10 protein-coding genes and 1 pseudogene are annotated in these 13,653 nt (G+C 35.8%); 8 read left to right on the forward strand and 3 right to left on the reverse strand.

Features of this window, described 5'->3' with window-relative positions:
• A partial coding sequence (locus tag B5D15_RS12900; protein ID WP_179122310.1) for a transposase occupies nucleotides 1-464 on the reverse strand: 464 nt, incomplete at its 3' end.
• A 497-nt stretch (nucleotides 465-961) separates the two neighbouring features.
• Here B5D15_RS12900 and B5D15_RS12905 point away from each other — a divergent pair.
• The 5 genes from B5D15_RS12905 (at nucleotide 962) to B5D15_RS12925 (ending at nucleotide 7,372) form a co-directional block, all read left to right on the forward strand.
• Entirely contained in the window at nucleotides 962-4,099 is a 3,138-nt protein-coding gene (locus B5D15_RS12905; protein ID WP_078697528.1) for a DEAD/DEAH box helicase, read from the forward strand.
• Nucleotides 4,100-4,116: 17 nt separating this feature from the next.
• A complete protein-coding gene (locus tag B5D15_RS12910; RefSeq protein WP_078697529.1) occupies nucleotides 4,117-5,082 on the forward strand; it encodes a carbohydrate kinase family protein in 966 nt (321 codons plus the stop codon).
• Nucleotides 5,064-5,972, forward strand: coding sequence for a pseudouridine-5'-phosphate glycosidase (locus B5D15_RS12915; protein WP_078697530.1), 909 nt, complete (start codon nucleotides 5,064-5,066; stop codon nucleotides 5,970-5,972). The genes B5D15_RS12910 and B5D15_RS12915 overlap by 19 nt, the downstream gene beginning before the upstream one ends.
• 198 nt (nucleotides 5,973-6,170) lie before the next feature.
• Entirely contained in the window at nucleotides 6,171-6,926 is a 756-nt protein-coding gene (locus B5D15_RS12920; RefSeq protein WP_078697531.1) for a threonine/serine exporter family protein, read from the forward strand.
• 5 nt (nucleotides 6,927-6,931) lie between these two features.
• Nucleotides 6,932-7,372, forward strand: coding sequence for a threonine/serine exporter family protein (locus B5D15_RS12925; RefSeq protein ID WP_078697532.1), 441 nt, complete (start codon nucleotides 6,932-6,934; stop codon nucleotides 7,370-7,372).
• 85 nt (nucleotides 7,373-7,457) lie between these two features.
• Here the strand turns inward: B5D15_RS12925 and B5D15_RS12930 are convergent, their stop codons facing one another.
• Complete coding sequence (locus B5D15_RS12930; RefSeq protein ID WP_078697533.1) at nucleotides 7,458-9,341, reverse strand: MFS transporter; 1,884 nt, start codon at nucleotides 9,339-9,341, stop codon at nucleotides 7,458-7,460.
• A gap of 64 nt (nucleotides 9,342-9,405) precedes the next feature.
• On the reverse strand, nucleotides 9,406-10,935 hold the full coding sequence (locus B5D15_RS12935) for a xylulokinase (RefSeq protein WP_078697534.1): 1,530 nt from the start codon (nucleotides 10,933-10,935) through the stop codon (nucleotides 9,406-9,408).
• A gap of 192 nt (nucleotides 10,936-11,127) precedes the next feature.
• On the opposite strand from B5D15_RS12935, the gene B5D15_RS12940 reads away from it, so the two are divergent.
• The 3 genes and pseudogenes from B5D15_RS12940 to B5D15_RS12950 all read left to right on the forward strand — a co-directional run.
• Nucleotides 11,128-11,721, forward strand: a complete 594-nt coding sequence (locus tag B5D15_RS12940) for a TetR/AcrR family transcriptional regulator (protein WP_078697535.1) — start codon at nucleotides 11,128-11,130, stop codon at nucleotides 11,719-11,721.
• A gap of 30 nt (nucleotides 11,722-11,751) precedes the next feature.
• The gene (locus B5D15_RS12945; protein ID WP_078697536.1) at nucleotides 11,752-13,200 is read left to right on the forward strand and encodes an aspartate aminotransferase family protein; all 1,449 of its coding nucleotides are present in this window, start codon (nucleotides 11,752-11,754) and stop codon (nucleotides 13,198-13,200) included.
• A gap of 87 nt (nucleotides 13,201-13,287) precedes the next feature.
• Nucleotides 13,288-13,566: pseudogene (locus tag B5D15_RS12950) on the forward strand (RtcB family protein); the annotation flags it as partial.
• Nucleotides 13,567-13,653: the final 87 nt, after the last annotated feature.

Consider the following 13,653-nt stretch of genomic DNA (forward strand, 5'->3'; position numbering starts at 1 on the left):
AGTTGATACTCATCCTTCTTTTCAGCTAAAAATATTCCTAAGGATGAAAAAGGATAATCCTGAGGGTTTGTCTCGTAGCCTTTGATATCCGTTGCATTATAGTGAACATAAGCAGTTAAGGCGAAGAGATACCTGTCATCCTTGACGATTTTGCTTTTAAATCTGTCTTGGAAGAGGTGGCCATGTCTTTTATGCCTTTTGTTAAAATACATGGCATATTTGTAGTTGATAAAATGCAAAATTTTCGATATGTCTGCCCCATTAGCATCTATAATAAAATGGGCGTGAGTATCCATTACGCAGTAGGAGTAAACTCTAAATTCAAACTGATCCTGAGCTTTTTTCATAAAATCCAAATATTTTACCTTATCTTTTTCGTCAATGTAAAGATTCACCTCGGAAATACTTTTTACCATGATGTGATAAATAGAGTCAAAGGATTTTTCTCTTGCCAACCTTGGCATAATAACGCACCTCCAGATTTGGTTGTATTTTTAGTATTATTTTGCCAATTTGGAGGTGGTTTTATTCATAAAATTATATAGTTGTAACAACAAATAAGTAACCGTCCCTCCTAACTCACTTGTCAATTGGGTGGCACTTTTTTTGCTGTATACCTCCTTTATCCGGTATCTAACACCGTATATTGTCATATATATCCAAATATGGGAATGATACATTTTCACACTAACCGTCCCTATCCCGTCCGCGCCCCCTTCTCAAAATGCATTTTAAACAACATTAATAAGTAACCGTCCCTTGTACCCACCTTAAAATTAATAAGTAACCGTCCCTCGCACCCTTCGCACCCAAGTAACCGTCCCCCACACCCACCCCACACCACGTCTCCTGCGCTCAAAACGCTACCCACCCTCCCAATCCCCCCACCAAAAAACTTGCAGGATATTTCAAATATTTAGAGAATAAATAATTAAAAATATTTTCAACAGGAAGTGTGGATATGGAGCTCAAAGATGGCCTTTATGAACAGGTTATAAACAGAATGATTTCTGAGAATATTAATTTGCTCAATGATAGGAAATTGATACAAAAGGAAAATATTGATGAAGAAGAAAGCAGCTCAATATTATCTCAATATTTATATGCAGTTTTAAAAAAGGCATTAAGTTATATTAGTGATGATGATAAACTGCAAAGGCAAATAGATGTTGCAAATAAAATTATTATGCTTTTAAAGCATGCGCTTAATGATGAGAGTATTACTGAGTATCTAATAACTGAGGATGCGAAGATGCTTCTATCAATTTTTGACAAGGTAAATTCAAAGTATGCAGTTATAAATGAGAATAACATAGTAAGGCCTGTAACCCCTCTTTCCCAAAGCTCTATTTTTACCGGCTCAAGCAGCGAGCCAAGCTTAGTGAGCGAGCTGAAGAAGGAGATTTTAACGGCAGATAGAATAGACATGCTTGTTTCATTTATTAAATGGAGCGGCCTCAGGCTTATTGCTGATGAAATAGTTGAATTTACAAAGGATAGAAAGCTTAGAGTTATTACAACCTCCTATATGGGAGCAACGGATTATAAGGCTGTTGAATTTCTCTCAATGCTTCCTAATACTGAGATAAAAATTTCCTATGATACAAAAAGAACGAGGCTTCATGCAAAATCCTATATGTTTTATAGAAATACTGGGTTTAGTACAGCCTATATAGGTTCTTCAAATTTATCTAATGCAGCAATTTCAAGCGGCCTTGAGTGGAATATTAAAGTTACAGAGCAGGATATGAAGGATATTATAAAAAAATTTGAGGCAACCTTTGAAGCATACTGGCACGATAAGGAGTTTACTCCTTTTTATATCTATGAAGGGTATAAATTAAAAAATGCAATTGAAAAAGAGAAAAGAGGAAGCTATGAAACATTCGAATATGGTTTTGATATTCAGCCCTATTCTTATCAAAGAGAGATATTAGAAAAGTTAAAGGCTGAAAGGGAAATTCATGGTAAGTATAAAAATCTTATAGTTGCAGCTACAGGAACGGGCAAGACAGTTATTTCAGCCTTTGATTATAAAAATTTTAGAAAAGAAAATCCTACTAATAACAGGCTTCTTTTTATAGCCCACAGGGAAGAAATATTAAAGCAGAGCATAGCGGCCTTTAGAGGCATTTTAAAGGATCAGAATTTTGGGGATCTTTGGGTTGGAAGCTTTGAGCCGCAGCAAATCGACCACCTTTTTATGTCGATTCAGACCTTTAATTCAAAGGAGTTTTATAATAAAACTACTCCTGATTTTTACGATTTTATTATAATAGATGAATTTCATCATTCAGCAGCCCCAGCCTATCAAAAACTTATAGATTACTATAAACCCAAGATATTATTAGGGCTTACAGCAACTCCAGAGAGGATGGACGGGAAGGATATTACCGAATATTTTGATGGGAGGATAGCAGCAGAGATTAGATTAAATGAAGCAATAGATAGAAAGCTTCTATGCCCTTTCCAGTACTTTGGGGTTTCTGACAATGTTGACCTTAGCAATTTAAGATGGAGCAGAGGAGGATATGAAAAGAATGATCTTGATAAGCTCTATACTCATAATACAAAAAGGTCGGAGCTTATTATAAATTCAATAAATAAATATGTAAGCGATATTAAAGATATAATAGGATTGGGGTTTTGTGTCAGCATTGAACATGCAAAATATATGGCTGATTTTTTTAATAAAAAGGGCATACCATCCATTGCATTGCATTCAGGTTCAGGGGATGATGAAAGGTTTAGAGCTCAGGAAAAATTAAAGAATAAGGAGATAAACTTCATATTTGTAGTTGACCTTTATAACGAAGGCGTTGATATACCAGAAATCAATACGGTTTTGTTTTTAAGGCCTACAGAAAGTTTAACAGTATTTTTACAACAGCTTGGGAGAGGGTTAAGGTTATGCGAAGGGAAGGAATGTTTAACGGTTCTTGATTTTATAGGCCAGGCACATAAAAAGTATAACTTTGAAGAAAAGTTCAGGGCATTATTAGGCAAGTGCCGAAGTTCTCTTCAAAGGGAGATACAAAACGGTTTTCCTAACGTTCCTAAGGGATGCTATATACAGCTTGAAAAACTTTCTCAAAAATATGTTTTAGATAACATAAAAAGCTATTTTAACAACAGAAGCAGCATAGTAAACAGAATAAGCACATTTGAAGAAGATACAGGTAAAGAATTAACTCTTTCAAATTTTACAGAGCATTATCATATTTCTTTAAAGGATATATATTCAAAGGATAACTGGAGCAGATTATGCGTTCAGGCAGGAGTTAAGGATGATTTTGTTAATGCTGATGAGAGAAAACTAACAAAGGCTCTTTTAAGGATTTTGCACATTAACTCTAAAACGTGGATTGATATTTTACTAAAATATTTAAATAGCATAGATAAAATCGATGAAAATAATATGACAGAAGAAGAAGTAAAAATGCTTATTATGTTTCATTATACAATTTGGCAGGAACCCCTTTATGCTATGAATTTTAAATCACTAAAGGACAGTTTTAAAAGGGTAAGAGAAAATGATGAATTATTTAGAGAGCTTATTGAAATTTTAAAGTATAACTATGAAAAAATAGATTTTATAGATAAAAAAATAGATTTAGGCTTTTCCTGCCCTTTATATTTGCACTGCACCTACAGCAGGGATGAGATACTTTCAGCATTAGGATACTTTACATTACAAAAGAAACCTTCCCAAAGAGAAGGTATTTTGTATATTGAAGATAAAAAAACTGATGTACTTTTTGTTACTCTTAATAAATCTGAGAAGGATTATTCTCCCTCCACATTGTATGATGATTATGCAATAAATGAAGTATTATTTCACTGGCAGTCACAGAGTACAACCTCCCATTCTTCAAAGACAGGACAAAGATATATAAATCATAAAAAACATGGAGGGAAGGTTTTATTGTTTGTAAGGGAGTATAAGATGGATAGTGGCATCGCTTCACCCTATTATTACCTTGGACCTGCAGATTATGTAAGCCACAGTGGGAGCAAACCTATGAATATTATATGGAAACTTGAAAATGAACTTCCTGCATGTTTGCTTACTAAAGCAAACAAAATGATAGCTTTATAAGGAGATATTAGATTTTTATGGAGAAAAGGTGTATTATAAATAATAACGACTATGTTTTGGTACTTGGAGGGGCGAATGTTGATATTCAGGGCGTACCTAAGGATAAGCTTATACTAAGGGATTCTAACATAGGAACAATTAATATTTCTTTAGGAGGCGTTGCAAGAAATATAGCTGAGAACCTCTCAAGGCTTGGCGTTTATGTGAAGCTTTTAACTGCTGTAGGGGATGATTTATACGGCAATAAAATATTAGAGCACTGCAAAGATTTAAAAATTGACGTAAGCGATGTTATAGTTTCAAAAAAGCATAGCACATCAACTTACTTATCGATTCTTGATGAAAAAAAGGATATGGCAGTAGCTCTCTCCTGTATGGATATATGTGAGGAGATAACCATTGATTATATTAAATCTAAAGAAAATATATTTAAAAATTCAAAGATTTGCATTGCAGATACAAATCTTTCAAGGGAGGTTTTAGAATACATAACACAGATTAAAGATGTAAATATTTTTTTAGATACGGTTTCAACCTCAAAGGCCCAAAGGGTTAAGGACTTTATAGGAAGGCTTCACACAATTAAGCCTAATAGATATGAGGCACAGGTCCTAACAGGGATAAGTGTTGATAGTGTAGATAATGCTAAAAGAGCCTGTGAATATCTTTTAAATAAAGGAGTAAAAAGGGTGTTTTTGAGCCTCGGGGAAGAGGGAGCCCTATGTGCAGGGCAAGAATTTAATATGTTTAAAATTGACATGCAAAAGATTAAGGTTGTAAATGCAACGGGGGCAGGGGATGCCTTTTTAGCAGGCCTTGCTTTTGCAAGTATAAAGTGTATGGACATTACAGAGTGCGCAAAGTTTGCTATGTCTTGTGCAGCAATAGCTCTGTTATCTGAAAATACTATTTCTGATGAAATGTCAGTTGAAAATGTTTATAAAAAAATGAAGGAGATGGAATTATGCTTGAAAAATATTTAGTTATATCCGATGAGGTAAAAGAAGCGATAGATAAAAAAAAGCCCGTCGTTGCCCTCGAATCTACTATTATTTCCCATGGGATGCCATACCCTCAAAATGTAGAAACTGCGCTTTCTGTTGAAAAAATAGTTAGAGAAAACGGGGCTGTTCCTGCAACAATTGCAATAATAGGAGGAAAACTTAAAGCAGGACTGAGCCGTGATGAGATTGAATACCTTGGGAAAAAAGGAAGAGAAATTATAAAGGTGAGCAGGAGGGACATACCCTATATAGTTTCGAAGGGATTAGATGGAGCCACAACTGTGGCGTCAACGATGATTATAGCAGCTCTATCGGGAATAAAAGTTTTTGCAACTGGGGGAATAGGCGGCGTTCACAGAGGAGCACAGGAGACCTTTGACATATCCGCAGACCTTCAGGAACTTGCAAATACAAATGTTGCTGTAGTTTGTGCTGGAGCAAAATCTATACTTGATTTAGGGCTGACCCTCGAATACCTCGAAACCTTAGGCGTTCCTGTAGTAGGATACAAAACCGATGAGCTTCCTGCATTTTATACAAGAAAAAGCGGATTTAAAGTTGACTATAGATTAGATACGCCAAAGGAAATAGCAGATATGCTAAAGGTAAAATGGGAGCTTAACTTAAAGGGCGGCGTAATAATTGCAAACCCCATACCAAAGGAGTATGAAATGGACTATGAAATTATAAATAAAGCTATTGAGGATGCTATAGCTGAGGCAAAGGAGAAGGGAATAAAGGGTAAGGAGACAACTCCATTTTTACTTGCAAAGGTAAAGGAAATTACAGGAGGAAAGAGCCTCGAATCCAATATTCAGCTTGTATTTAACAACGCAAAGCTATCAGCTCAGATTGCTGTGAATATGTAATTTTTCTCCCCAAAGGATATTTTTAATCCTTTGGGGATTTTTTTATAAGTCCGGCATTGTGACAGCCCGCCGGACAAGCTTGGACATCGAGTTTTCCTCAGCTGGTATATTATAGGCTTTCCTTTTCAAAGTTTTTATAATATGATTATAATGTTATTGAGGTATAAATGTTATAGCTAAAAAAAGGTAGTGAGTTATATGCAAACAAAACAGGTAATGGAAATAGCTTCCTTGTCGGCTGAGATTCTGCTCTCAAGCGGTGCTGAAATTTACAGGGTAGAGTATACTGCTAAATCTATATGCAAAAGCTACGGGATAGAGTGCGAGTGCTTTGTTATGCCCACAGGATTTACAATATCCTGCACAGGTGATAAAAACGAAACCTTAACCTATGTAAAGCGTGTTGAAAACAGAACTATGGATTTGCATAAAATAGATTCAATAAATGCATTTTCACGAAGGCTTGAGAATGAAAAAATAGGCTATGAGGATGCTGTAAAAATACTTAAAGATATAGAGAAAATGCCCTATTTTAAGCTTCCTACAAGGTGCATTGCAGCAGGGTTTATAGCTTTTTCCTTTACAATGCTGTTTAGGGGCACTTTAAAGGACAGCATAGCCGCTTTTTTTATAAGCATGCTGATTTTTAAAGTTAAAAATGATATTGAATCCATAGGCTTTTTTCAATTCTTTGAGTATTTTATTTCGGGAATGATAGCAGGCGGAGTCAGTTTAATTGCGCATAAAATTTCTCCAGCATTAAATATAGATAAAATAATTATAGGCTCTATTATGATTCTTGTCCCAGGTGTCAGCATTACAAACGGAATAAAGGATGCTCTCTACGGGGATTTAATATCAAGCTTTACAAGGCTTGGAGAAGCGCTTTTTATTGCAATTGCTGTTGGTGTCGGGGTTGGTATTATGCTTACATTTAGTGTGTATTGGATGTGATTTGTATGAAAGAGTTTTTATTGGCTTTTTTAGGCAGCTTCTGTGGAGGAATAATTTTTAACATACAGAGAAAAAACCTTATATGGGCGGGGATATGCGGAGGCTTAAGCTGGACAGCATATGCTCTAACCTACGAATATACAGGGGGCATTGTCTTTTCAACCTTTATAGGTGCTGTTGTTGTCGGGCTTTACAGCGAAACTATGGCAAGAATACTAAAAACTCCTGCCTTCGTATTTTCAATACCGGGTATTTTCCCCCTCGTTCCAGGCGCAGGTGCATATTTTACAGTTTTATATATAGTAAACAGCAGTTACAGCGATGCGGTAAATAAAGGTGTTGAAACAGCTGCTGTTGCAGGGGCCATTGCCTTTGGGATTTTGTTTACTACAACATTATTCCAGTTTGGGGTTAGGATAAAGGAAAGGATAGGAAGAAACGATTAAGAAAATCCCCCATTAAATTTATTATATTTAATGGGAGATTTTTGCTTATTAGTTTTGCTTAAGTATGAATTACACTAACAGTATATTATTTTGTCAGTGACTTTTTAGAATATTTTTTTAAAAAGTATTGATGCATAACATAACTTTCAAATTTACCAAGAGGGACTCCTTTTTCAAGTAATTTTGCCTCAATGAAGGTTTTACATGATTTTTCAAGTATTTCGCATGCTGTGAAAGCTTCATTAAGGCTTCTTCCTATACATACAGCCCCGTGATTTGCAAGAAGAACTCCGTTTCGCCCTTTTAATGCCTTTATTGTATTTTTTATCAATTTTTTAGTTCCTGGTATTGCATAATCAGCAACCCTTATTGAAGGACCTATTATCTGTGCCATATCATCAAGAAGAGGAGGGACCTGAAGCCTTGAAGCTGCGACTGTGCAGGCGCTCTGTGAATGAGTATGGATTACTGCATTTATCTCCTTTCTATTTTTATATATTTCAGCGTGAAGACCGCTCTCACCGGAGGGGTTAAGCTCACCATCATAGCTTAAATCGTTTATATTTACTATTACCATATCTTCAGGTTTTAAAGATTTATATGGTATTCCACTCGGAGTTATGATCATGTAATCGTTATTTATTCTGAGGCTTAAATTTCCCCATGTGCCGCTTACAAGTCCAGATTCTAAAAGCCTTAAACCTCCTTCACAAAGCTTATGCCTTAGCTTTATAACATAATCATTATCAAAATTCTCCTTTGTTTCAGTAAGTATTAATGGTGATTCCTTAAATTTTATTGCATAGAGGAAAGTAAAAAAGATAAGAACTGTAAACAAATAAAGGGAATAAACCATGTTTCCTCCTGAAAGATTTCCTAAATAATCCATTAAAAATATAAAAATTACCCCGGAAATTTGTCCCATAAGCATTAAAATACCAAAGGAAGTGCCTTCGGGTATTGGGTATGCAATTTCAGCCCCATATTGAAATGCGATTGGCCCCATACCCATTATAAAAAAGCCAAAGGCTGCACAGGAAATCAATATTGCAGTATAACTATTTGAAAAGGTGAGTACTGCAAAGGGAATTACAGAAAAAAGTATAGGCCATATTAATAGAGGCTTTCTTTTTTTAATCCTGTCTGATATCATGGGAAGAATAACAGCGCCTATAAGACCAACTATTATTAGTATTCCTCCTATTGTTCCTGCCTGCACAGAGTTGATTCCCTTTGGACGAAGCATCTCTTCAATCCATGTCATAACGGCATTGAAAATCCCCATAAGGACAAACATACATACCATAAGCCTTGCAAAATTATTATTGCTTAATAAAGACTTTGTTTTTGAAAAAGTAAATTCTTCTTTATTAGTCCTATCTACTGTATTTTCAGGCTTTTCCTTTGAAAATATTATAAAAATGATAGCGCAGAATACAGAAGCATAACCGTATTGCATAAGAAGCTTTGGGAGACCAAAAGTTAAATATAGCCGAGGTGATAAAAGCATTGCTGCAATCATGCCAATATACCCTGCCATAGTTGCTATGCCTGATGCAGTAGCTCTTTCATATAGAGGAAACCAATTCGCAGCAATCTTTGTTATTGAGTTTACAAGAAAGGGCTGCCCAAAGGCTATTGCTGTCTGACATAATGAAACTACAATATAGTTATCTGCGAAGATACCTCTTAGCATTCCAAAAACAGCAGTAAGAAGAGAACCTATGAGCATAGAAATTTTAAATCCTTTTTTATCTATTAGATATGATACAGGCAGTGCTGCAACTATATAGACTATCATATAAATCATTGAAAGAAATGCTATATAAATAGGAGGAACATTATAGAATTTTATTGCCTGGCTGGTAATAGGCGCAAAGGTAAGCCAGAAAACATTCGTCATTGCAAGTATTGGAAGTGTACAAAAAAGTACAACCCACCTGTATGGATATACCTTATATTCTTTCAAGACAAACCCCCCTTAAAAATGTTTTCTCCATTCTCCGGTGCTTGGCACCGGAGAATGGGCACCGTTAAAATCGCTTTGAGTTTATTTCTTTATATATTTTCTCAAGGGAATAATATATATTTTTGTAGGAAATAAACAATTCATCATATATCTTATAGTTTTCTTCCTGAGGTATGTAGATATATTCCGTATGAAGGAGCTTTTTAACTTCAGAAAAATCTTTATAAATCCCAAGCCCAACCAGTGCACACATTGCAGCACCGAGGGCACCGCTCATTTTAGGATTGTTTGAGACCTCTATTCTTTTTTTGGTAACATCGGATATTATCTGCATCCACTGCTTATCAAGTGCTCCTCCGCCTATAATTTTAATCACATCAAAATCAAAGCCGAAATCCTTTTTATAGTTTTCTAAAATCCATCTAAGGTTATAGGCAACACCTTCATAGACTGATCTCATTAGATGTTCTCTTGTATGCTCGTGAGTAATATTAAATAGGGTTGCTCTAACAGTTGTTGAGCTTACGGGGCATCTTTCTCCCCTCATCCAAGGGGTGCATATAAGATAATCTGAGCCAGGAGGAACCTTTTTAACATGCTCATCCATTAATGCATATATGTCCTTAATTGAAGGGTCAGCTTGTTCGTGCCTGTAAAATTCATCAGCTATCCATTTTATACATGAGCCGGCAGATTCGGTAATACCGACAACAATATTCATATCAGGATCTGCGCTTTTTATGCATGCTGCAGAATTTTTAAATTTTAGTTTCTTTTTTGTAGAAACACATACCCATGCGGAGGTTCCAAGATAAATATGGGCTTCATTATCTAACACAGCACCTGAGCCAACGGCTGCACTTTGAGTATCATCGCATCCTCCAAAAACTGGGGTACCCTCTAAAAGCCCCATCTCTTCTGCTGCCTTTTTTGTAAGCCCCCCTACATTATCAATAGAACGCACGAGGGGAGGGAGTTTTGAGGTGCTTATACCGCTTATTTTAAAGAAAATCCTCATCCAGTCATTTTTCTTAAGATCAAAGCCATAGGAGCAGGCACCGGAAAGCTCAGCAGTTTTTGCACCGCTTGCCATAAACCTCAGATATCCATTAACGTCTAAAAAATATTCTGTTTTATTATAAATTTCCGGCTCATTTTCTTTAATCCAAAGAAGTTTTGGAATAACATCCTTTCCCATTAGTTCAATACCAACAATTGATTTAAATACTTCTCTTCCCAAAAACCTTTTCATTATCTTTTTAGCCTGAACTTCTGCTCTTCCATCTACCCAAGTTATATTTGGGCGAAGGACATTTCCGTCTTTATCAATAGGTATAATACCCATTGCCTGTGTTGTAAAAACTATACCGATGATATCCTTTGGTGAAACCGATGATTTTTTAATAACATCTCTTGTACATTTTACAACAGCCCTCCAGTAGTCCTCAGGATTTTGTTCAACCCAGTTAGGATGAGGAACGCTCAGAGGATAATCACAGGATTCATGACAGCATATTCTTCCATCAGTATCAACTAATACTGCCTTGCTGCAGCTTGTTCCAACATCATGGGCAATTATATATCTGACACCCACAAACCCACCCCCTAATTCATAATAAATTTTACAAAATATAGAATCAATTCTATTATATACTATATATTTTTAAAATGAAATATAAAAATATAATATTGTATAAAATTATACATGAGTATAAAAATATTGACTTGGAAACTATTAACATATATAATTGTTTCATAGAGAAGAATATGGAGGTATATTACACTAATGGAGATTTCAAGAAGAGAAAGAAAGAAAATAAAAACAAAATCAGATATATTAAGGGCTGCAAGGCATTTATTCGAGGAAAAGGGATATGATGATGTTTTAATTGAAGATATAACTGAAAGGAGTGATGTTTCAAAGGGAACTTTTTTTAATTACTTTAACAGCAAGGAAGGCCTTTTAAAAGCAATAGCGGAGGAAGAAGTGGATGACATACAGGAACTTTATGAGAATGAAGGTCAAAACTTTAAATCCTGCAGGGATAGAATAAAGCTGATTATGAAAAGGCTTTTAGATGATTCAATACCATATATGCACTTAACTGGAAGGGTAGTATTTTCAACGATTATTAATTCTAATGAAGATGTCTCTCCTTTTTATACAATAAACGAAATGATAGACTCTCTTGTACAGGAGGGGCAGATGTGCGGTGAATTCTCTAAGGAATATCCATCTAAATATATTGTTACAGCAATTTTAGGAGCATATTATGGACTTATATTTACATGGTTTGAACATAAAAAAGAGACAATAGGATGGAGTGAGCTTGAATGTATTTTAGATGCAGTCTTTAAAGGATTTAATATCAGCATATAAAAGTTTTAATTTTTAAGGGGGGTGTATGTCGTGGAGAAGGAAGGATATGCAATATCAAAATGGCATGATACAAAAGAAATTTATGAAAGGATTGATAATCTTTTAAAGCAGCCTGTAAGGGGAATAAAAAAAGATGCAATGGATAGATATATTGAATATTTTAATACTAAATGTTCAAAATCAAAGGAGATAATAACTGAAGCAAAAAATTATATCCCTGGTGGCGTACAGCATAATCTTGCCTTTAACTATCCTTTCCCTATAGTTATAACTAAAGCCGAGGGAGCATATATGTATGATGCTGACGGCAACAGGTATATAGACTTTCTTCAGGCTGGAGGGCCTACTATTTTAGGAAGCAATTATAAGCCTGTTCAAGAGAAGGTAATAGAGCTTATAAAAGAATGCGGGCCTGTTACGGGACTTTTCAGCGAATATGAGCTTAAAATTGCAAAACTTATAAACAAGCATATGCCTTCTGTTGAAATGTTCCGTATGCTTGGAAGCGGGACAGAGAGCGTTATGGCAGCAATCAGGATAGCAAGGCTTGCAACTAAAAAGAAGAAGGTTATAAAGCTTGGAGGGGCTTATCACGGATGGAGCGACCAAATGGTTTACGGCCTTCATGTTCCAGGAACAAGAGGGTTTGAGGCTCATGGTATTCCAAGCTCATGCTATAAACATACTCAGGAGGTATTTCCCAATAATATTGAGCAGCTTGAAAGAAAGCTAAAGTTTAATAAATTAAGGGGAGGTACTGCGGCAGTTATAGTTGAGCCCGTTGGCCCAGAGAGCGGAACAAGGCCTATTGATAAGGATTATAATAAAAACGTCAGGGAGCTTTGCGATAAATATGGAGCACTTCTTATATTTGATGAGGTTGTAACAGGATTCAGGATAGGCCTTGGAGGGGCACAGGGATACTTTGATGTTAAGCCTGATTTGACTGTATTTGGAAAGATAGTAGCAGGAGGATATCCAGGAGCTGGAGGGGTAGGAGGAAGAAGAGAACTTATAGAATGTCTATCAGCAGGACTTCAGGGGGGCAAAAAAAGGGCATATGTTGGAGGAACTCTTGCTGCAAGCCCATTAAGCGCTGCAGCAGGGTATTATACATTACTTGAAATAGAAAAAACGAATGCGTGTGAAGTTGCTGGACGTGCTGGGGACAGACTAACAAAGGGCCTTTTAGAGCTTATTGAAAAATATAAGCTTCCCTATGTTGCATATAATCAGGGTTCAATATGTCATCTTGAAACAACAGGAACGATGTTTGTAAAGCTTTTGAGCTTAGGAAGCATGAATGAGATTAAAAGAAGAAAGAAGATGATGGAGGAGATGGGGGCTGCCTACATGGCGGAGGGGATTATAACTCTTGCAGGAAGCAGGATGTACACAAGCCTTGCTGATACAGATGATGTTATTGATGAGGCTTTAAACAGATTTGAAAAGGTGTTTAAAAATGTAGAAGGAGTTTAAATAAAAATGCCTGCTGAATTTATTTTAGCAGGCATTTTGTGGGATAGAGATTGTCTGCAGATTACGGTATAAGTAACCGATAGCCTAAGCCTTATCTGCATTGGTAAGGGAAATGAAGATTGGAACTTTTCTGCTCCCCACGGCGCAGGGAGGGTAATGAGCAGAACTTGGGCTAAAAACTCTATTACATTGAGCCAATATAAAAAGTTAATGGAAGGGATTTTTACAACATCAGTTAATAAGGAAACGATAGACGAATGCCCCCTCGCCTATAAACCTATGGAGGAGATTATAAACAATATTGGTGATACAGTAGATATTGTTGAAAGAATAGTTCCGGTATATAATTTTAAAGCAGCGGAATGATGTAAAGTGTACCACCCAATTGACAATGATAAACTTTTTAATACTGTCCTTTTGGGCAGTTTTTTATTTTTTAACATAAAAATTCAG

The organism is Caloramator quimbayensis (assembly GCF_900167605.1).
In the GTDB taxonomy this organism is placed as follows: Bacteria; Bacillota; Clostridia; order Clostridiales; family Caloramatoraceae; genus Caloramator_B; species Caloramator_B quimbayensis.

Coding starts and splice junctions, on each gene's coding strand:
- B5D15_RS12940 (WP_078697535.1), top strand. CDS start 11,128: ATGGAGATTTCAAGAAGAGAAAGAAAGAAAATAAAAACAAAATCAGAT.
- B5D15_RS12915 (WP_078697530.1), top strand. CDS start 5,064: ATGCTTGAAAAATATTTAGTTATATCCGATGAGGTAAAAGAAGCGATA.
- B5D15_RS12925 (WP_078697532.1), top strand. CDS start 6,932: ATGAAAGAGTTTTTATTGGCTTTTTTAGGCAGCTTCTGTGGAGGAATA.
- B5D15_RS12920 (WP_078697531.1), top strand. CDS start 6,171: ATGCAAACAAAACAGGTAATGGAAATAGCTTCCTTGTCGGCTGAGATT.
- B5D15_RS12905 (WP_078697528.1), top strand. CDS start 962: ATGGAGCTCAAAGATGGCCTTTATGAACAGGTTATAAACAGAATGATT.
- B5D15_RS12910 (WP_078697529.1), top strand. CDS start 4,117: ATGGAGAAAAGGTGTATTATAAATAATAACGACTATGTTTTGGTACTT.